The sequence below is a fragment of the Paenibacillus silagei genome (assembly GCF_017874735.1).
GTDB lineage: Bacteria > Bacillota > Bacilli > Paenibacillales > Paenibacillaceae > Paenibacillus_AQ > Paenibacillus_AQ silagei.
On sequence record NZ_JAGGLV010000004.1, the window covers coordinates 50,467 to 69,452 of the forward strand.

Below are 18,986 nucleotides of genomic sequence, written 5' to 3' on the forward strand. Positions count from 1 at the left end.
CAATTATGATTTCACGGTACCGCCCCCGCTGCTTTGCACCTTGATCAGAGCGGGGTCCAGGTTCCAGTTCTTCTCCAGCAGCTGGATAATTGTTCCGGCTTCTTCCGCCTGGGTCTCCTGCACTCCCTCAGTGCCGCTCCCGGAAGAGGAGGACGCCGGAGCCGAACCACCACCTGAGGATGACGCTTCCTGCGCTTCACCCTCTCCCCCGCTGCCTTCCAGGCTGACCTGGACCGGCTCCACAGGGTTAATCTGTATCGGCCCGGCTGACGGGAGGGATGATGCGCCCCCACCCTGGACAGCGCCTCCAGAGGCGCTCTGCTCCGGCGGAAGCGCTACTGTGACCGAGGAGATCAGCGGCACCTCCTCGCCGAGCGGCGCATTTGGATTCGGGCCCATGGCCAGGGCCACCGTTACCTTCACCCCGCCGAGCCCGGTGCTCCCGGCAATCTGGTCGCGCATCTGGCCGGCGATTTCCTCGGCAGCCAGCTTCAGGCTCTGGTCGCGGGCTCCGGCAGCCAGCATCCGCCCGTCCGCCAGAATCTTGTCCAGCGAATCCGGTGCGCCCTCCGCTCTGTTCAGCAGCCCCCCGCTTCTCTCCTGCTGCTGCATCGCCACGGTCAGCTCCTTGCTGGCATCCCCCTTCAGCAGAGAGATTATCGGGCTTAGCATTGTCAGCAGAACCAGCAGGCTGAGCACCAGTCTGGCGTAGCGTTCCATGGATTTGCTGGGCAGCAGCATCTCCACGAATGCAGCCATCAGCACGACGAGAATCAGCTCATGGAGCCAACTGCTGAGCCAGGACATGGCGCACCTCCTTATCATTTCGTTCTAGCGCATCATCACGGTGACATTGCCCGCAGTCAGCATAATGGTTACCGCCAGGAAGAACATCAGCGAGACGGCGGCCAGCGCCGCGAAGACATAAATCATGCTTTTGCCGATCGTCTGCAGGCAGGTCACGATCGGTGTCTCGCCCAGCGGCTGCATAACGGCGGCGGCCAGATTGTAGATCAGGGCGAGGATCAGAATTTTGATTGCCGGGAACGCACACAGGAAGAGGATAATGATCACTCCCGACAGCCCGATGGCGTTCTTCACCAGCAGCGAGGCCGAGATGACCGTGTCCGTAGCATCCGCGAACATTTTACCGATCACCGGCACGAAATTCCCTGTAATATATTTGGCCGCGCGTATTGTCACTCCGTCTGTAACCGAGCTGGTAATCCCCCGGACGGAGATCACGCCGAGGAACACCGTCAGCAGCACTCCGAGCAGCCCGGCCCCGATATTGCGCAGCAGATTCGCCAGATGGGTCAGCTTATATTTCTCTGACATGGCGCTCACCAAATGCAGCACCGCCGAGAAGAACAGCAGCGGGAAGACCAGGGTATGAATCAGCGTGCCTACGGTATGGATCATGAATACGATCAGCGGATGGGTCACCGACACCGTGACGATATTGCCCATTGAGGCCAGCAGCGCGAACAGCAGCGGAATCATAGCCATCATGAAGTCGATCATCCGGTCAATGGCATCCTTGGCATAGCCGATAGCGACATTGAAGCTGTTAACGGCGATGACCAGCACCACCATGTAGCAGAGCATATAAGCAATCTTGCTGACAGATTTCCGTTCAAAAGCGGTCTGAAGCGTCTCCAGAATCATACTCAGCACACTGATCATCACAATCGTGACCAGCAGCTTGCCGTTGTAGAGCACCTCATGCCACATGAAGTTCATCAGGCCGGACAATACGCTTTTGAAGCTTAAGCCCTTATCTCCCGGCAGCAGCATATCCATCAAGGAAGGTGTCCGTCCCTCCGGGAAAAATCCCCCGTAATCCTTCATCAGCTGGTCCCAGTAAGACTCGACTTTATCTTTTGGCAGATGCTCCACCTGCCCTTTCACCCACTGGTCAACAGGAGACGTAGGGCCTCCGCTGCCGCCTGTAGCCGGAGCTGAAGGAACAGGGGACCCGCTTGCAGTACTTGCCACACTTCCCGCGCTTGCAGCATTCGCAACACTTGCCGCACTAGCCGTGCTTCCACACAACAGAAGCAGCTGGAGCACCAGCAGCAGAGCTGGCAGAAGCAGGAGCGCTTTTACCCCTTTTGGCGGCCGAAAAATACTATGCTCCTGCATTCCCCTCACCTCCGCTCTACTCCAACTTGTCCGGCATGTCCGCTGTATCAGGCTGGCAGCAGCTTCATGACCGTTTCAATAATAATGCTGATAATCGGAACAGCCAGCACCATGATCAGCACCTTGCCGGCCAGCTCAATCTTGGAAGCAATCGATTCCTGCCCGGCATCCCTCACGATCTGCGCTCCGAATTCCGCGATATAGGAGATGCCGATGATTTTGAACACGGTTTTGATGTGGATCATTTCCATCCCGGAGGACTCCGCCACCCGCTCCAGCGTACCGAGAATCGTTCCGATCTTGCCGATCAGGAACAGGAAGATCAGGATGCCGGCCGCAGTGGTCAGCAGGAAGGCGAATACCGGCTTTTGTTCCTTCAGGACGAGGATAAGGACCGTCGCCAAGATGCCGATTCCCACAATCTGAATGATTTCCATAACCTCAGCCTACTGAAAAAGAAAAATCGTTTTGATTTCCTGCAGCAGCCCATCCAGCATCCGGATGACCATGAACAGGACGATGATAAAGCCGACAATCGTTACCCAGTGGGCGATATCCTCTTTGCCCATCTGCTTAAGCACCGTATGGATCATGGCGATAATGATGCCGATGCCGGCAATCTGAAAGATCGCGTTGACTTCAATATTCATTCCTGGCACCTCGCTAAAAGATCAAAATGACGATCAATGCTCCAAGCAGCAGACCCAGGCTTTTACTCACCTTCTCATACTTGCCCTGATCTTCTCTGGCCGCTGTCTCCTCCTGCTTCAATTGCTGTAAAGCCAGTGCAATATGCGTGCTCTGATTCGGCCGGTCACTGGTTCCGAGCGTGCAGCTAAGCTGCCGGATGATCTCCTTCTCCGTGCCCCGCAGCGATGCGCTGCTCCAGTGGGTTTCCATCGCCCGCCGGATGGCCTCTTCCGCACTGTAGTTATGCGGCGGGTTCATCTCCTCCGCCGCCTTAAGGAAGAAGGCCCGCAGCGGCTCCTTCGTCTGCATTCCAATCCGGCGCAGCGCCTCCGGCAGCGGCGTGTAGCCGTACTGGATCTCGGTCTCCAGCCGCTGGAGCGCTGCAATCAAGGCCCGGATATGTCTCGGCCGGTCAGCATACTGGGCCGCCCGCTTGAAGCCGGCCAGGGTTCCCGCCAGCACGATCAGTACCGCGCCAAGCAGCTTAAGCATGGCGGTCACCCCCTGACACCGGCTGCTGCTCCGGCGAGACCAGCAGCAGAGCCCGCTTCTGGGCGTCCAGAATGCGGAAGGACAAGCCAGAGGCTCCGCGGTGCAGTATCACATACCGCTCGAACATCCGGTGCTCCAGCAGCCCGCCAAGTCCGGGCCGCCGGGCAAGCTCGGACACTTCCTTGCCGTGCGCAGAAGCGACCACCGAGATCCCGGCGTGCAGCGCCTCGGTCACCGCCTCTGCATCCTCCATGCGGCCGATTTCATCGGCGATAAGCACATCGGGCGACAGGGAGCGGATCATCATCATCATGCCCTCCGCCTTGGGGCAGCCGTCCAGAATGTCCGTACGCGGCCCGACATCGAAGGCCGGAATTCCCCGGCGGCTGCCTGCGATCTCAGAGCGTTCGTCGACGATGCCGACCTTCAGCCCCGGCCGGCTGCCTTCCCGGCCGCCGCTTGTACCTGCCGACAGCTGCCTGGCCAGATCGCGCAGCAGCGTGGTCTTGCCATGCTGCGGCGGGGACAGAATCAGCGTATGCATCACACGCTGCCGCCCCCGGTCCAGCAGATACGGCAGTACGCCGTCGGCGATGCCGTGCACCTCACGGGCAATCCGCACGTTGAAGCCGGTAATATCACGCAGATGCTCCACGCCGCCCCCGCTCAGCACCGTCCGGCCGCAGAGACCGATCCGGTGTCCGCCGGGAATCGTGATGAAGCCCTTGCGCAGCTCCTCTTCCATCGTATAGAGGGAATGATTGCTGATGAGGTCCAGCAGCCGGTGCGTATCCTCCCGGTCCGGCCGGTAAGCCTCGCCGGGAAGCTGGGTCAGGGTGCCGCCGGCACCGATGAAATGATACTTGCCGGAATAGTTGATCTCTAGCGGCCGTCCCTCACGGACGCGAATCTCCTCCACCTTGTCCAGGAGCGCAGCGGGGAGGCCGCCGAGCAGCGCTCTTACTTTTTCGGGAAACAACAAAAGCCAGTCATTTGCCATACCAGGTCCCCCCAAGCTGTCCTCTACTAAATAGCTTTATCTCATATTTATGCTTGTACTTATGCTTTATGCCTATCATCTATCATTTCTTGAGAATCCCGAATAAGAGAATAGCCACCCCGCAGCCAATCCAGCCGAGCTTCCCCCAGGACAGCTGCTCTGCCATCCCTGTAAGGCCCACAGCCGTAGTCAGAATGAGAATCGTAGGGCCGACAAGCGCCAGTCCCGAATTGACAGCCAGTGCCTTATCCACCTGATTCAGCTTCAGCATAATCAAAGCCGCCGCAATCTCTACACTGCCAGACAGCAGCCGCAGGGCCGACATCCAGCTTACATACTTGTCCAAATATCCCATCTCCCTTTTCCAAATCTATGGGCCCGCCCGCCATTTCACTGCAAATCAAACAAGCTGTTATCCATGGATATGCGGAAGGGGGCGACTTTAGACAAGAAGAAATGGGGATACTAGCACAGATTTCAGGAGGTGTGAAAGATATCATAGTGCCGCCCTCCATAAAAAAATATCATCGGTATGATAAAATTAATTTTTCCGCATCCAAAGATAACTGAGCAAAGAAGGGGATCACAATCATGCAAGTTCGTAATTTCGTAGTACCGCTTGTATCAGGAACGATAGGCAGACAGGTAAAAGAGGTAGCTATCATTGTATTTTCAGCCTTTCTGGTAGCAGCCGGGCTCCGCCTGTTCCTGATTCCGCATCAGCTGCTCAGCGGCGGTGTAGCCGGGACAGCTTCCATCATCGGGTATTTGACCCATCCAAAGTATATTTCGTTGTATTATTTCGCCATCAATCTCCCGATCCTGATCTGGGGCTTCGTCGCCGTGGGCAAAAAGTACATCTGCTATAGCATGCTGTCTGTACTCTCCACCACCTGGTTCCTGAACGTGATCCCTGTGGTGAAGCTTACCAAGGACCCGATTCTGGCCAGTATCTTCGGCGGGGTGATTATTGCGGGAGGGGTTGGCTTCTCTCTGCGGGCGGGAGGATCTTCCGGGGGCTTCGACATTCTCGGCTCCATCATTACCCGCAAGCGGGATATTCCCATGGGCACCGTGCTGTTCGTCATGGACGGTCTCGTCATTCTGTGTCTGGGCTTCTTCAAAAGCTGGGATTCCGCGCTGTACGCGATGCTCTGTATCTTCGTCAAAAGCCGGGTGGTGGACATGATCCACATCCGCCATATCAAGCTGACCTGCTTCATCGTCACGAAGGAGCGCGAGAAAATGCTGAACCGGCTGACCAGTCTGCCGCACGGCATCACGGTTGTGAACGCCGAGGGCGGATACAGTCACGAAGGCAATACGATGCTGATGACCGTAACCACCCGCTATGAGCTGGCAGATCTGCGCAAGACGATTTTGGAGACCGATCCGAAATCCTTCGTTAACGTGCTGGAGACCGTGGAGATTATGGGCAGGTTCCGGCGGCTGAGCTAACCAGGAGCGAGCTTGCTGCCACCCGCCGGAACGTCAGGCAAGCAACATATTTTGCGGCAAAAGAAAAGAGTGCTGTTCTCCGCTTTTGCGGGTAACAGCACTCTTTTTAACTTAAGATTAAGGGAGCGGTTGTTCACTGTGTCTTTATCTTATACATAAACCGCTTTACGACGCTTACGTCGGTACAGGTCCGGCTCATTTAGCCTTTCGTAGGCGTAATGTATTCGGTTTTTGGCATACATTCAGACCACCTAGCCTTTTTCGGGCATGTACAGGACTTTCCCTAATCCGAAGAGGACTCCCCAGCCGCCATACGCCGAACAGGGATGCCCGCCAGCCTTCCAGCTGAAGAACATCCCCGATGTATTGTTGTAACTGACTATCCAGCGGCTTAGCGGCGGTCCTGTGGACCTCCAACGAAGGCTTGCTCTTGTGTATCCAGGTTATAGGCGGTATGCAGCGCCTGGATGATCTGCTGCAGGTTGCCGGATTCAATCACACAGGATACCTTGATCTCGGAAGTGCTCACCATCTTGATGCTCACGCCTTCATTCGAGATCACCTCGAACATTTTGGCGGCAACCCCCGGGTGGCTGACCATCCCGGCGCCGACAATCGACACCTTGACCAGACTGTCCTCGGAAGTCACTTCACGGTAAGGCAATACGCTGTGCAGCCCTTCGATGACCTCTTTGGCCTTCACAAGATCTCCAAGCGCTACAGTGAAGGAGAAGTCAGCCGTCTTGTTCTGCACTCCGCTCTGCACGATAATATCGACATCCACACCTTCATCGGCCAGCTTGCCGAATACCTGGGCGAGTACCCCCGGCACATCTGGAACTCCCAGAATACTGATCCGGGCCACATTTTTATCATAGGCAATTCCGCTAACTACTACACCTTGCTCCATGCTTGCTTCCTCCTTCACCACAGTACCTTCATTATGGTTAAAGCTTGATCTTACGACCAGCTTCACTTGATATCGTTTGGCATATTCCACGGCACGCGGATGCAGCACGGCTGCCCCGAGATTCGCCAGCTCCAGCATCTCGTCATAGGAGATTTCCTTCAGCTTGCGCGCCGTCTTCACAATCCGCGGGTCAGTAGAGTAGATTCCGTCTACATCGGTATAAATCTCGCAGACATCCGCCTTGATGGCTGCAGCCAGCGCAACCGCTGTCGTATCTGAGCCTCCTCGGCCCAGCGTAGTGATCTCGCCATCCAGCGTCATGCCCTGGAAGCCGGCTACAATCACAATCTGCTCCCGCTCCAGCGACTCCAGCACCCGGCGCGGAACAATCTCACTGATCCGTGCCCGGCCGTGGGTCTCATCGGTGCGGAACCCGGCCTGCCAGCCTGTATAGGATACGGCATTCCGGCCGATCCCGTGAAGCGCGATCGACAGAAGCGCTACGGAGATCTGCTCCCCTGTAGTCATCAGCATATCCATCTCGCGTGCGGGGGGCTGACCGTTCAGCTGATTCGCCTGATCGATCAGATCATCTGTGGTATCTCCCATAGCGGAGACCACCACAACGCAGCGATGTCCTTCATCCTGCTTGGCTGCGATCCGCCCGGCGACCCGCTTCATACGTTCAATGTCGCCGACGGAGCTGCCCCCGAATTTCATGACATAAAGTGACAAAGTTCCATTCACTCCCTATTTCGCTCTAAAGTAGCTTAAATTTTGGTTAATGCTTTAACACAGTATAATACGAAAATCATAACATGCGTTAATGGTTTCACAAAATAAAGTGCCCATTTTTGATGAACCCGGCCTTAACCCCGAACCCGCACGGCCGGAATCAGGTGCACTAATGCTCCTCATTCGCTCATCCAGCCCGCTTCGGCCCAATTCAGGGGCACTAATGCTCCTCATTCGCTCATCCAGCCCGCTTCGGCCCAATTCAGGAGCACTAATGCTCCTTATTCGCTCATCCAGCCCGCTTCAGCCCAATTCAGGGGCACTAATGCTCCTCATTTGCTCATGTAGCCCGCTTCGGCCCAATTCAGGGGCACTAATGCTCCTCATTCGCTCATCCAGCCCGCTTCGGCCCAATTCAGGGGCACTAATGCTCCTTATTCGCTCATCCAGCCCGCTTCGGCCCAATTCAGGGGCACTAATGCTCCTTATTACTCACCTACACTCCATATTCGCCCCACCGGAGACGTCCGTCAGAGGGCTTTATCCCTTTGTTTCCCATTATGCCGTACGCTTTCTGCAAATCTGAGGGACTTATCCCTTTAATCCCCCCATTCAGCTAACATTCCACTATATCAGAGGGATTTATCCCTTTCATCATTTTCATCCCCTTTCCCTTCACTTCTTCCTTCTCTCCCAGCCTGACACAGCAAAAAGACCTCCGCCGCATCAAGCGGGGAGGCCCTCAAGTTACATCTGAAATCCAAAAAGGCTCTACGCGCGGGAGATATATTTACCTTCGCGGGTATCGACCAGAAGAACATCTCCTTCATTGATGAACAGCGGTACCTGGACCGTATGACCGGTCTCCAGAACAGCGGCTTTGGTCGCGCCTTGAGCCGTGTTGCCCTTCACGCCCGGTTCGGTCTCAGTTACCTTCAGCTCTACGCTGGTCGGCAGGTTGATCCCGAGGATTTCGCCCTGGTAGCTGACGATATTCACGGTCATGTTCTCTCTGAGGAAGTTAAGCTCCCATTCAAGCTGCTTGGCTGTCAATTCGAACTGGTCATAAGTCTCGTTGTCCATGAACACATGTTCAGAGCCGCTTGCATACAGGTACTGTACACCACGGTTCTCGATGATGGCGCGGCCAATGGTTTCACCGGCACGGAACGTGCGCTCAACCGTATTGCCGTTACGCAGGTTCTTCAGCTTGGAGCGGACGAAGGCTGCGCCTTTACCCGGCTTCACGTGCTGGAAATCTAGGACGGTGAAGATGTCCCCTTCTACTTCTACGGTCAGGCCTGTCTTAAAATCGTTAACTGAAATCACAAAAAATCCCTCCTGGAATCCATAAATGAACTGAATGATAGTGTCTTACAGTACCAAATAATCCTTCGATGAATGTGTCAGCAGCGTGATGCCGCTCTCGGTAATGACAATATCATCTTCAATCCGTACGCCGCCAAGGCCCGAGAGATAGATTCCCGGTTCCACAGTGACAACCATCCCCGGCTGGATGACTTCATCCGCCAGCTTGGACAAGCGCGGCCATTCATGTACTTCCATCCCGAGACCATGGCCTGTGCTGTGGCCGAAGTATTCACCATACCCGTAGCGGGTGATGATATCTCGGGCCAGGGCATCACATTCACGGCCGGTCATGCCGGGCTTGATATGCGCCAGCGTATGAAGCTGCGCTTCAAGCACAATATCGTAGATCTCCTTCAGCTTAGGGTCCGGTGATCCCAGAGCAATCGTGCGGGTCACATCGGAGCAGTAACCGTCCAGGAGCGCGCCGAAATCGAAGGTGACGAATTCGTTGTTCCCGATAACCTTGCTGCTCGCTACACCATGCGGCATAGCTGAACGCTCACCGGAAGCGACGATTGTATCGAACGAAGACGAAGTTGCACCATGCGTACGCATGTAGAATTCCATTTCCAGATCGACATCGCGTTCCGTCATGCCCGGCTTGATCACATTCAGGATATGACTGAAGGTGGCGTCTGCCAGATCGGCAGCCCGCTGCATCACAGCCAGCTCTTCCTCGTCCTTGAACATGCGCAGGTTCTCAACAGCCTTCGATACCGGTACCATGGCTGCCGGGGCAAGAGCCTCCGCATAAGCGGTGTACGCACTGAAGGTCACATCATCCTGCTCGAAGCCGACACGGACTTGTCCGCCCTTCGGCAGCAGTTCCCGCACGGTGTCAATGAATTTCGAGTCATGCTGTACCACCTTGAGGCCATTCACCTGTTCCGAGGCCTGTGTCATATACCGGAAGTCCGTCAGCAGATAACTGTCATCACCGGTAACCAGTACGTACCCGGAGGAGCCGGTGAACCCACTCAAATAGCGGCGGTTATATCCGCTGGTAATTAACATCGCATCCAGTCCCAGTTCCTGCAGAACCTTACGCAGCTTGGAGACGCGCTTGTTGCCCATTTTCATTCTCCTCTCGAAATAGCCACATTGTATTTTACCATAGCGGCAGGCCAACTGAGAAGTTTTTTCGAAGGGCCTAGGCCAGCTTCGTCTGCTGTTCGCGTTTGCGTTCATCCGTATACTCGATTGCCGCTGTATATCCGATGAATAATCCCCAGAGCAGGAAGAGACAGAATTCGCTGATCACCGTGTCCCACGGCAGCTTGAACGGCGGCTGGAGCAGGAATAAGCGCGAGCAAGCCAGGAACAGGACCGACCACCACAGCACCCCGTATATCATCCCAGGCCAAGGTCCGTTAAGCTTCCGGAGAATAAACACGTAGATCAGGGAAGCTAATACGGAGAGTACAATGAAGCATAAATATCCGAGCAGATACCCGGCAGGGGTCAGCAGAAATTCATGCTTGAAAAAGGGCTCCGCCAAAAATCCCGGAATGACCTTAGTGAAGTGCAGAACATACATCAGCCAGTGCAACCCTCCCCAGATTAAACCGGCGAAATAACCCAGTTCAATGGAGAAATAAAAAGGATTCGTCTGGACACTCTTAGGCTTGCTTGAAGAACTCATAGAGCTCCCTCTCTTTCGGTATGGGGTTAATCCGGTTTCCACTCCGCTCTCTACAGCTAGTATGTACAGCTAACGGCAATCCAACTAGTAATGTGTTTAAAAATTAGTTACAATGTATTATATAAATCATATCAATATACGGGAAGGTGAATTGGTTGTCCCAGGAAACTCCCAGTTACGGCGGCCAAGCCGTCATCGAAGGCGTCATGTTCGGCGGCAAGCATGTCAACGTAACAGCCGTAAGACGAAAGAATCAGGAGATTACATTTTTGGAGGTGCCGAAGAGCGATAAGAGCTGGGTCCTTAAACTGCGCAAGATTCCGCTGCTTCGCGGCATTGTCAGTATTATAGATTCCAGCGCCAAAGGCTCGAAGCATCTGAACTATTCGGCAGAATCCTATGCCGAGGATGAGACGGAGCCGGAAGAGCTTGCCAAGCAGCAGGCGAAGAACAAGAAGAAGGACGAAGGCTGGAGCCTAGGAATGATCTTCGGCGTAGCTATAATGGGGATTCTGTCTTTCCTGTTCGGTAAGCTGATTTTCACGCTGGTCCCGGTATTCGTAGAAGATTTTTTGTTCAAAAATGTATTTGACAACTATATTCTGCACAACCTTGTGGAAGGCGGCATCAAGCTGATTCTCCTGCTCGTCTATCTCTGGGCGATCTCGCAGACGCCAGTGATCAAGCGGCTCTTCCAATATCACGGAGCTGAGCACAAGGTCATCAGCGCCTTTGAAGCCGGTGAAGAGCTGACCGTAGCGAACGTACAGAAATACAGCCGTCTGCATTACCGCTGCGGAAGCAGCTTTATGATGCTGACGATTATCCTCGGTGTAATTATCTACTCGGTCGTCCCGTGGGATTCCCTGATGGAACGGGTGCTTCAGCGTATCGTTCTTTTACCGGTGGTCATCGGAATCTCGTTCGAGGTACTGAAGGGCACGAATGCGGTAAGAGATATTCCCGGCCTTAAGTATTTGGGATACCCGGGCCTGTGGCTGCAGCTGTTGACTACCAAGGAACCTAAGGACGATATGGTAGAGGTGTCGATCGCTTCCTTCAACCGGATGCGGGAGCTGGACGCTGCAATTGAAGCAAAAGGATATTCGGAGGCAAGTGTGTCAGGCGGCATTTTGGATCCTGCGAAAGGATGATTAGCCAATGATCAGACATGCTTTGATATTTTGGATTACGACAGCTCTTGCCGTATGGGGCCTGGTGCTGGATATTATGGCACGCGGCCTGGCGGCCCTGTCCTTCTTCATCTTCCCCCTGATTCTGCTGGGACTGTTGTATTACGCCTACAAGGTAGCCCCCGGCAGAATGGGAGGCGGACCCGGACGTCCGCGCACTAAGGTTAAGCCTTCGGCCAAGACGATGTCCAAGGTTGCCGGCATCCGCAAGACCACTGGCTCACCGGGCAAGCGCAAAAGCTATCCCTTCCAGGTCATCGAAGGCAGTAAGGGTAAGAATGACGATCAGTTGCCCAAATATCACTGAATACTGAATGTAACGAAGCAGAGCTGCAAAAGGCATCCCCACGTGATTTCATCACGTGGGGATGCCTTTTTTCTGGAAAGATAAGAATTTATATGTTGTGGTTTTGTTACCGTCTTGGACCTGCGGCCTGAAGGGGTGCCCTCCTGGTGTAGGACGGCGGTGCCGGACGATAGTTAGCGAAGAACTCTTCTCCGGCTGCGATGCCCGCCGTATACAAGGCGTCCGTCTGTGCCTGCGTGATATGAAACTCGGTGGTGGAGATGCCCAGCGTAGGGATTTTGACCGTACGAACGAATTTATCCGTCTCAATATACCGTTCATCATGCGCGGAGAGCATCGTTTCCACCATCGCCTCCAGCATGCTGAACGGACCCGTAATATGATGCGGCTGCGGAGCTGTCTTCCCAATCAGCTGATAGCCTATGGTTGGTGTCCTGCGCAGCGGCGAGAGGAAGCCGTCCTTCTTCTCATCAAACAGCCAGAGCGGAAAATTACTCAGCACTCCCCCGTCCACCATATAGACCAGCTGCCCGCTGAACGATTTCCCCCGGGCCGCCTCTCCAGCCAGCCGCAGGATCACCGGATCGAAGAAATAAGGAATGCTGCAGCTCATCCGCACCGCCTTGGCAACTTCGAAGCTGTCAGGCTCGATCCCGTACAGCACCAGATCATCTGGCAGCACCACAATCCGCCCGTTGGTGATATCTGATGTAATCACCCGCAGCTTGCCGCGCGGCAGATCCCGGAACGTAACAACCCCCTGCTCCAGCAGCAGGTTGCGTATCCACGCTTCCAGCGCCTGGCCTGAGTACAGCCCCTTCTTGAGCAGCACACGCAAGGCCGGCCCAACGAAAGCGGTGTTGTAGAGCGCTCCCCGCTTCAGGAAGGAGGTGAACGGTGTCCGCCGGATAATCCGGCTCATGGTCTCTCCGCTGTACCCCGCTGCCAGCAGCGAGGCAATGATCGAACCGGAAGAGGTTCCTGCTACCCGCCCGAAGGTACGGCCCGCGCGTTCCGTCGCCTCCACCGCACCTGCCAGGGCAATTCCTTTGACTCCCCCGCCTTCAAATACCGCGTTAATCTCCATACATGGCAAACCCCCGTTCCATAGAATGTATTGTTATCTATGAGCACGGGGGACTATTCATGACTTAACTCTTGAAATAGAAGCTGAGCAGACTGGCTAGCCCGTACGGGTCACGGACCACAATATCATTCGCCCGGAACAGGATGCTGCCAGCCACCTCATCGTATTTCTCATTATATTTGAGCTGGTTGATAATCTGATCTCCGCTCTGCCATTCCGCAGTCTGCTTGGTATCCCCTACCTTGTAGGAGGCAAGACCGATATACAGCTTAACCTTCGTTCCCTTAACCTCGTTCACCCACCAGTCCACCAGCTTATCATAACGGGCGGCGCTGAAGGAGAGGCTCCAATAGACCTGCGGGGCAACATAATCGATCCAGCCGCTCTGAATCCAGGTGCGCACATCCGCATACATGTCATCATAGGCTGACACCCCTGCTGTAGTATCTGAGCCGGTGCTGTCCGCTTTTTTGTTGCGCCATACCCCGAACGGGCTGACCCCGTAAGAAACGGACGGCTTGGCTGCATGAATCTCCTGCCCCAGCTGACGGATGAACTGGTTGATATTATCCCGCCGCCAGTTGCCTTTGCTGCTAATCCCTTGTGTATTGAAGGTCTTGAAGGCCGTATCATCGGCAAAAGCTACATTGGACGGATAGAAATAATCATCCAGATGTACCCCGTCGATATCATACCCTCTGACCACCTCCATCACCGTGTCAATAATATGCTGCCGAGCTTCCGGAATTCCCGGGTTTATGTACAGCTTGTTCTCCGCCTTGACGATCCAGTCCGGATGAAGCTTGGCTACATGGTTAGGGGCTAGACTGCTGGTAGAAGCGTCTGTCGTAGCCCGGAACGGATTGAACCAGGCGTGCAGCTGCATTCCCCGGCTGTGGGCACTGCTAACCATATAGGCCAGCGGGTCGTAGCCGGGCTCCTTACCCTGAGTCCCGCTAAGCACCTTGGACCAGGGCACGATCTGAGAAGGATAAAGTGCATCTCCAGACGGTCTGACCTGGACGAATACACTATTGAACCCGGCCGCCTTCAGCTTGTCCAGCAGGCTGTCGAACTCCTTTTTCTGCTTGTCGGGATTACCTGCCGAAGACGTTGAGGGCCAATCCAGATTATACACGGTGGATACCCAGGCGCCCTTCATCGCCTTACTGGTCTTGGCACCAGGAATGGAAGGTACGGTTGGTGACGGTACCGTTGGTATTGGCACAGATGGCGTAGGTACAGTTGGTGTAGGCACTGACGGAACTGTCGGCGTCACAGGTGTAGAAGGGCCGCCGATCTCCATGCCGGAATATAAGGAGATATGCTTCGTAGCCTGATCCCAGAGTACTTGAAGCCCAAGCTGCTCGCTTACAAACCGCAGCGGCACCATGACCCGCCCCTGTGTGATCTGCACAGAAGTATCCAGACGGACGGCTGTACCGTTAACGATAGCACTTGTTTTGCCGCTGGTCAGCTGCAGTACATTATTATCCTTGCTTATGGTTGCTGTTTTACTGGTCTGATCCCATTTCACACCGGCCCCCAGTCCCTGGCTGATCACTCCAGCCGGCACCATCGTAACATTAGTACGTGTAATATACGGCGGCACATCCGGGTTCAGCGTCTCTCCATCCAGTTCAATGGTGATTTGCACAGAAGCTGCGCGCACACCCGGCGTCCATACAGGCAGACATAGCATAATCACGAGCAGTCCTACGATCCATTTACGGTAATTCATAATTCCTCCCAGGTCTTGAAGTTGTATAGACAAAAAAATAGCCCTCTCGTCCTTGGGTCAGGGAGAAGGCCGTTCTTTTGTAAACGGAATCCTTCCTTAGTGAAAAAGGAACGGTATCCGTTTTGACGTAAAAAAACTGGAAAGGTTGCGCTAATCAAACAAAAAAAGCCACGTTTATGAATCGCTGGCTATCTCATGGTGAATATCGTACAAGGTCTGCACACGCGCTTCATCCCGGCGGAAATACTCCACCAGCGTTTCGATCCGGGTGATGGAATCCCAGCTCAAGTGATGCTCAATGCCTTCAACATCCTTATAAATATGCTCTTGCTGTACCCCAATAATCCCGAGGAACTCCTCCAGCAGCTGATGGCGGTCCACAAGACGTTTCCCCACTTTTTTTCCTTTGCTTGTTAGGACAAGCCCACGATATTTCTCATAGATGAGATATTCGTCCTTATCCAGTTTTTGGATCATCTTGGTCACAGAGGAGGGATGGACTTCCAGCCCCTCGGCAATATCCGAGACCCGCGCATAACCCTTCTCGTCGATGAGCTTATATATGCGCTCCAAATAATCCTCCATGCTGGGTGTTGGCATTCTAGCTTACCTCTTTTCTATAATGAGCGTAACGGTGGGACCGGGCCTTGCTCTAACAATGATACATGCTTCTGCCGCTCCTTGGCAAGTCCTGCCGGTCATCCGCTTCCCCGCTTAGTGATGTTTACCATGATTCCATTCGCCTGAGGATTGGCACAATAACGGTATCCTCATCCCTAAGGAGCGTGAAATTATGAGCATAGTCACACCCGAACGCCCTCCTGCTAAAAGAACGCGCAAGCCTACCGGCCTGTTCATCCCAGAGCTTGTCTTCTTTGAACCTGATGCGCTGAATTATCCCAAAGGGGAGCGGATTATGGAATGGGTCAAGTCCCGCAATATTCCCTACCGCATGACCACCTCGCATAACCGGATTACCAATCTGCCGGGCGAGACAGAAGTCGAGCAATACAAAATCGCCAAACGGACGCTTGTGGTCGGCTTGCGCAAGACGCTCACTTTTGACCAGTCGAAGCCGTCGGCCGATTATGCGATTCCGATTGCCACCGGGTGCATGGGCCACTGCCATTATTGTTACCTGCAGACTACGCTTGGAGCGAAGCCCTACATCCGTGTCTATGTCAACACCGGGGACATCATCGATGCCGCAAAAAAATACATCACCGAGCGTTCCCCGGAAATCACGACGTTCGAAGCGGCCTGTACCTCAGATCCGCTCGGCCTTGAGCATATTACCGGCTCGCTGACGGAACTGATCGAATTCATGGCGGAGGAGCCGCTCGGGCGGCTGCGCTTCGTGACCAAATACCAGCATGTCGAGCCGCTGCTTAAGCTGAAGCATAACGGTCATACCCGTGTGCGTTTCAGCGTGAATGCCGACTATGTGATCAAGAACTTCGAGCCGGCCACCTCACGCTTCGAGGAACGGATTGAGGCCGCCGGACAGATCGCCCGTGCCGGGTATCCGCTGGGCTTCATCATTGCCCCTATTATCTGGCATGACGGCTGGGAAGAAGGCTACAGCGAGCTATTAGAGAAGCTGGCGCATGCCCTGCCGCCGGGGATTGGCCAAGGGCTGACCTTTGAAATGATCCAGCACCGCTTCACCAAGACGGCCAAGACCGTCATCGAGAAGCGTTATCCGAAGTCGAAGCTGGAGATGGACATCGAGAAGCGCAAGAAGAAATGGGGCAAATGGGGACAGAACAAATATGTCTACCCGGACGAACAGCAAACCGCCCTGCGCGAATTCATCACAGAGCGGATTTTTGAACATTTTCCGGAAGCAGCTATTGATTATTTCACTTAAGTCCTTGAGTTAGAAAATCAGCCAGCGCGGCGTGATGCCCTGCAGCCAAATCGTAATGCGGAACATCTGGTCGGTGAACAGCAGGATGCCCATGAATACCATCAGCCCGCCGCCCAGCTTCATCAGCAGGTTGGAGTATTTCAGGATCTTGCGCGCCCCGCCCAGGAAAAAGGCCAGTCCAAAGAACGGCAGGGCAAAGCCGATACTGTATGCCGTAATCATCGTAAACCACGTTCCCGGATCACTGGCCGATAGCGCAATTATAGCGGTTAGAATGGGACCTATGCAGGGCGACCAGCCTGCTGAGAACCCGATGCCGAAGATGAAGGAGCCCAGGTACCCGGCAGGCTTCCATCTCAGCTCCAGCTTGCGTTCCCGGAGCAGGAACTGCGGCTGGAAGACGCCCAGCAGGAAGAGCCCCATGACAATAATAAGGATCGCCGATAATTGCCGGATCAGATCCCGCTGGCCGTTGAAGAATTCACCGAACAAGCCGGCTCCAAAGCCAAGCGTATAGAACACTGCCGAAAAGCCAAGAATGAACGCCAGCGTATGCGAGAGGGTCCGGAGACGGACCTCTTTGCTGTTGCTGCCACTCTTCAGCTCCTGCACCGATAAGCCGGTAATATAAGATAGATAAGAAGGATAGAGCGGCAGGCAGCAAGGCGATATGAATGACGCCACTCCGGCGGCAAAAGCGATTCCTGCATTCAGGTTGGACACGGGCGCATCTCCTTCCATAGTCGGGGTCACTCGGGTCACTTCATGTAGCAGCAGTACAGATACAATTATGTAGTTGGTGCTAAGGGCGGCCGGTTATACGCTTGTTTGTTAGGCTGGCAGCCCTTTTTTGCCGATGAGGGTTAGGGTCAATAGTGCAATTAACAGCAGAACAATCGTTGCTCCAGGAGCCAGATTCCATACTCCAGCAATGACCAGTCCGGCAATAACGGCAATCTCGGCAATCGCCACGGACAGAATAACCGAAGACTTGAAGCTCCGTGACAGCAGCAGACTAATGGCCACAGGAATGGTCAACAGTGCAGAGACCAGCAGCGAGCCGACAATCTTGATCGCCGTACTGATTACCAGAGCCGTTAACACCGTAATTAGCATATTGAGCAGCTTCACCGGAAGTCCGCTGACACTGGCCGCGTCCTCCTCGAAGCTGAGCAGGAAGAATTCCTTGAAAAATAAGGTTACGACGACCACAACGGCAATCGTTACGATTCCCACCACGATAAGATCAGTAGTATTGAGCGTATAGATGCTGCCGAACAGATAGCTCATTACATCTGCATTATACCCTTTGCCCAGGGTGAAAAAAAGGGAGGCCAGCGCTACACCGCCCGACATGATGATGGCAATGGACAGCTCGGCGTAGCTTTTGTAGGCTTTGCGCAGCTTCTCAATCGCAAATGAGGCCACAACCGCAAAGACCAGCCCCGCCCCGAGCGGATAAAAACCCGTCAGAAAGCCCAGCGCTACCCCGGCAATCGTAACATGCGCCAGCGTATCTCCGATCATAGACAGACGCCGCAGCACCAGAAAAACGCCGATCAGCGGCGCCGTAATGCCAATCATCAGCCCGCCGGCCAGCGCCCGCTGGAAAAAATCACTATACAGGATTTCCAAGATGTATATCTCCTTTACAATTATAAAACCTTTTAGGGTAAAAGCTTTTTCGAAACCTTTTTCGAAAGCTTTTTCGAAACCTTTTCGATCCCTCCCAAACCCTCCCTTCGCCAAGGGAGGGCCCCAAGGGCTCTGCCCTCTGGACACCCGCTAAGTGCAATTGGCGTGTGAGGACCGATTTGCGGCGCTTAGAGACGTTTGCGGAAGGATCGCTTTGCCTCCCTTCGGGATACGCTTCACAGCAGGCGGGATTTACTTACGTCCCAAGACTTTCACCTCATATATTTGACCTGCTGGCCTTATCATGCCACTCTACTATTTTATTTCCATAAATACAGTAAGGATGAAGCTGCGTTCGTAGCGAATAATCAGAGATAAGTGTAGTCTGTGCAACTAAAAACAGTAAAACGGAAGGCTTTCCTCTTCTAATTGTATTCTGTACAACTATATTTGCCCGGATGGCCGAAAATCCAGGTACGAAGGCATTTTAATTGTACGAAATACATCAAAACAGAGATTTGGCGGCGCATCTGACGATTTAGTTGTACGAATTGCAATTAACCCACCCTTTCCCCCTAATCTGGGCACGGCAAACCCTCAGCAAGCGGGAGTTAAAAGTAATCCTCACACGTTTAAAACTGATTGCAGAATGTACAACAGAACTATCACTTTTGAGCGTATAATCAGATTCTGTTGTATTTCGTACAATT

20 protein-coding genes are annotated in these 18,986 nt (G+C 54.0%); 4 read left to right on the forward strand and 16 right to left on the reverse strand.

Going from position 1 to position 18,986, the window contains the following annotated elements; all coding sequences use genetic code 11:
• Positions 1–3 precede the first annotated feature (3 nt).
• From spoIIIAF to J2Z70_RS07635, 7 genes are all read right to left on the reverse strand, one after another.
• Positions 4–807 (reverse strand): stage III sporulation protein AF, encoded by an 804-nt coding sequence (gene spoIIIAF / locus J2Z70_RS07605; RefSeq protein WP_209871161.1) that lies wholly within the window; start codon positions 805–807, stop codon positions 4–6.
• Between the two features lie 24 nt (positions 808–831).
• Entirely contained in the window at positions 832–2,145 is a 1,314-nt protein-coding gene (gene spoIIIAE / locus J2Z70_RS07610; RefSeq protein WP_245368067.1) for a stage III sporulation protein AE, read from the reverse strand.
• Positions 2,146–2,192: 47 nt separating this feature from the next.
• Positions 2,193–2,582 carry a stage III sporulation protein AD gene (spoIIIAD, locus tag J2Z70_RS07615; protein WP_036698407.1) on the reverse strand — a complete coding sequence of 130 codons (390 nt, stop codon included), beginning with the start codon at positions 2,580–2,582 and terminating at the stop codon, positions 2,193–2,195.
• A 9-nt stretch (positions 2,583–2,591) separates the two neighbouring features.
• Positions 2,592–2,795: a stage III sporulation protein AC gene (gene spoIIIAC / locus J2Z70_RS07620; RefSeq protein ID WP_020426549.1), complete on the reverse strand. Its 204-nt coding sequence runs from the start codon at positions 2,793–2,795 to the stop codon at positions 2,592–2,594.
• Between the two features lie 13 nt (positions 2,796–2,808).
• A complete protein-coding gene (gene spoIIIAB / locus J2Z70_RS07625; RefSeq protein ID WP_209871164.1) occupies positions 2,809–3,327 on the reverse strand; it encodes a stage III sporulation protein SpoIIIAB in 519 nt (172 codons plus the stop codon).
• Positions 3,320–4,327, reverse strand: a complete 1,008-nt coding sequence (gene spoIIIAA, locus J2Z70_RS07630; protein ID WP_209871167.1) for a stage III sporulation protein AA — start codon at positions 4,325–4,327, stop codon at positions 3,320–3,322. The genes spoIIIAB and spoIIIAA overlap by 8 nt, the downstream gene beginning before the upstream one ends.
• Positions 4,328–4,409: 82 nt before the next feature.
• Positions 4,410–4,673, reverse strand: coding sequence for a YqhV family protein (locus J2Z70_RS07635; protein ID WP_425355101.1), 264 nt, complete (start codon positions 4,671–4,673; stop codon positions 4,410–4,412).
• Between the two features lie 245 nt (positions 4,674–4,918).
• Here J2Z70_RS07635 and J2Z70_RS07640 point away from each other — a divergent pair, with 245 nt between their 5' ends.
• Positions 4,919–5,785 carry a YitT family protein gene (locus J2Z70_RS07640; RefSeq protein WP_209871170.1) on the forward strand — a complete coding sequence of 289 codons (867 nt, stop codon included), beginning with the start codon at positions 4,919–4,921 and terminating at the stop codon, positions 5,783–5,785.
• A 391-nt stretch (positions 5,786–6,176) separates the two neighbouring features.
• On the opposite strand, the gene J2Z70_RS07645 is transcribed toward J2Z70_RS07640, so the two are convergent.
• The 4 genes from J2Z70_RS07645 to J2Z70_RS07660 all read right to left on the reverse strand — a co-directional run bounded on the left by J2Z70_RS07645 (position 6,177) and on the right by J2Z70_RS07660 (position 10,443).
• The gene (locus J2Z70_RS07645; RefSeq protein ID WP_036731918.1) at positions 6,177–7,430 is read right to left on the reverse strand and encodes an aspartate kinase; all 1,254 of its coding nucleotides are present in this window, start codon (positions 7,428–7,430) and stop codon (positions 6,177–6,179) included.
• Between the two features lie 771 nt (positions 7,431–8,201).
• Complete coding sequence (gene efp, locus J2Z70_RS07650; RefSeq protein WP_036731916.1) at positions 8,202–8,759, reverse strand: elongation factor P; 558 nt, start codon at positions 8,757–8,759, stop codon at positions 8,202–8,204.
• Positions 8,760–8,804: 45 nt separating this feature from the next.
• On the reverse strand, positions 8,805–9,875 hold the full coding sequence (locus tag J2Z70_RS07655; protein ID WP_036731914.1) for a M24 family metallopeptidase: 1,071 nt from the start codon (positions 9,873–9,875) through the stop codon (positions 8,805–8,807).
• Between the two features lie 76 nt (positions 9,876–9,951).
• Positions 9,952–10,443 carry a YqhR family membrane protein gene (locus tag J2Z70_RS07660; protein ID WP_209871173.1) on the reverse strand — a complete coding sequence of 164 codons (492 nt, stop codon included), beginning with the start codon at positions 10,441–10,443 and terminating at the stop codon, positions 9,952–9,954.
• Between the two features lie 206 nt (positions 10,444–10,649).
• On the opposite strand from J2Z70_RS07660, the gene J2Z70_RS07665 reads away from it, so the two are divergent.
• Positions 10,650–11,597 (forward strand): DUF1385 domain-containing protein, encoded by a 948-nt coding sequence (locus tag J2Z70_RS07665; protein ID WP_143803754.1) that lies wholly within the window; start codon positions 10,650–10,652, stop codon positions 11,595–11,597.
• Between the two features lie 7 nt (positions 11,598–11,604).
• The gene (locus J2Z70_RS07670) at positions 11,605–11,943 is read left to right on the forward strand and encodes a hypothetical protein (RefSeq protein WP_209871176.1); all 339 of its coding nucleotides are present in this window, start codon (positions 11,605–11,607) and stop codon (positions 11,941–11,943) included.
• 106 nt (positions 11,944–12,049) lie between these two features.
• Here the strand turns inward: J2Z70_RS07670 and J2Z70_RS07675 are convergent, their stop codons facing one another.
• The 3 genes from J2Z70_RS07675 to mntR form a co-directional block, all read right to left on the reverse strand.
• Positions 12,050–13,030, reverse strand: a complete 981-nt coding sequence (locus J2Z70_RS07675) for a patatin-like phospholipase family protein (protein WP_209871179.1) — start codon at positions 13,028–13,030, stop codon at positions 12,050–12,052.
• A 64-nt stretch (positions 13,031–13,094) separates the two neighbouring features.
• Positions 13,095–14,771: a family 10 glycosylhydrolase gene (locus J2Z70_RS07680; protein ID WP_209871182.1), complete on the reverse strand. Its 1,677-nt coding sequence runs from the start codon at positions 14,769–14,771 to the stop codon at positions 13,095–13,097.
• A 174-nt stretch (positions 14,772–14,945) separates the two neighbouring features.
• Entirely contained in the window at positions 14,946–15,371 is a 426-nt protein-coding gene (gene mntR / locus J2Z70_RS07685) for a transcriptional regulator MntR (RefSeq protein WP_036698430.1), read from the reverse strand.
• 199 nt (positions 15,372–15,570) lie between these two features.
• Between mntR and splB the strand changes: the two genes are divergently transcribed.
• Positions 15,571–16,641, forward strand: coding sequence for a spore photoproduct lyase (gene splB, locus J2Z70_RS07690; RefSeq protein ID WP_200869605.1), 1,071 nt, complete (start codon positions 15,571–15,573; stop codon positions 16,639–16,641).
• A gap of 9 nt (positions 16,642–16,650) precedes the next feature.
• Here the strand turns inward: splB and J2Z70_RS07695 are convergent, their stop codons facing one another.
• Together J2Z70_RS07695 and J2Z70_RS07700 are read right to left on the reverse strand one after the other, a co-directional pair.
• Positions 16,651–17,364, reverse strand: a complete 714-nt coding sequence (locus tag J2Z70_RS07695) for a cytochrome c biogenesis CcdA family protein (protein ID WP_036698435.1) — start codon at positions 17,362–17,364, stop codon at positions 16,651–16,653.
• Positions 17,365–17,472: 108 nt separating this feature from the next.
• Positions 17,473–18,276, reverse strand: a complete 804-nt coding sequence (locus J2Z70_RS07700) for a metal ABC transporter permease (protein WP_209871185.1) — start codon at positions 18,274–18,276, stop codon at positions 17,473–17,475.
• Positions 18,277–18,986 lie beyond the last annotated feature (710 nt).

Coding starts and splice junctions, on each gene's coding strand:
- spoIIIAF (WP_209871161.1), bottom strand. CDS start 807: ATGTCCTGGCTCAGCAGTTGGCTCCATGAGCTGATTCTCGTCGTGCTG.
- spoIIIAE (WP_245368067.1), bottom strand. CDS start 2,145: ATGCAGGAGCATAGTATTTTTCGGCCGCCAAAAGGGGTAAAAGCGCTC.
- spoIIIAD (WP_036698407.1), bottom strand. CDS start 2,582: ATGGAAATCATTCAGATTGTGGGAATCGGCATCTTGGCGACGGTCCTT.
- spoIIIAC (WP_020426549.1), bottom strand. CDS start 2,795: ATGAATATTGAAGTCAACGCGATCTTTCAGATTGCCGGCATCGGCATC.
- spoIIIAB (WP_209871164.1), bottom strand. CDS start 3,327: ATGCTTAAGCTGCTTGGCGCGGTACTGATCGTGCTGGCGGGAACCCTG.
- spoIIIAA (WP_209871167.1), bottom strand. CDS start 4,327: ATGGCAAATGACTGGCTTTTGTTGTTTCCCGAAAAAGTAAGAGCGCTG.
- J2Z70_RS07640 (WP_209871170.1), top strand. CDS start 4,919: ATGCAAGTTCGTAATTTCGTAGTACCGCTTGTATCAGGAACGATAGGC.
- J2Z70_RS07655 (WP_036731914.1), bottom strand. CDS start 9,875: ATGGGCAACAAGCGCGTCTCCAAGCTGCGTAAGGTTCTGCAGGAACTG.
- J2Z70_RS07660 (WP_209871173.1), bottom strand. CDS start 10,443: ATGAGTTCTTCAAGCAAGCCTAAGAGTGTCCAGACGAATCCTTTTTAT.
- J2Z70_RS07665 (WP_143803754.1), top strand. CDS start 10,650: ATGTTCGGCGGCAAGCATGTCAACGTAACAGCCGTAAGACGAAAGAAT.
- J2Z70_RS07670 (WP_209871176.1), top strand. CDS start 11,605: ATGATCAGACATGCTTTGATATTTTGGATTACGACAGCTCTTGCCGTA.
- J2Z70_RS07675 (WP_209871179.1), bottom strand. CDS start 13,030: ATGGAGATTAACGCGGTATTTGAAGGCGGGGGAGTCAAAGGAATTGCC.
- J2Z70_RS07680 (WP_209871182.1), bottom strand. CDS start 14,771: ATGAATTACCGTAAATGGATCGTAGGACTGCTCGTGATTATGCTATGT.
- mntR (WP_036698430.1), bottom strand. CDS start 15,371: ATGCCAACACCCAGCATGGAGGATTATTTGGAGCGCATATATAAGCTC.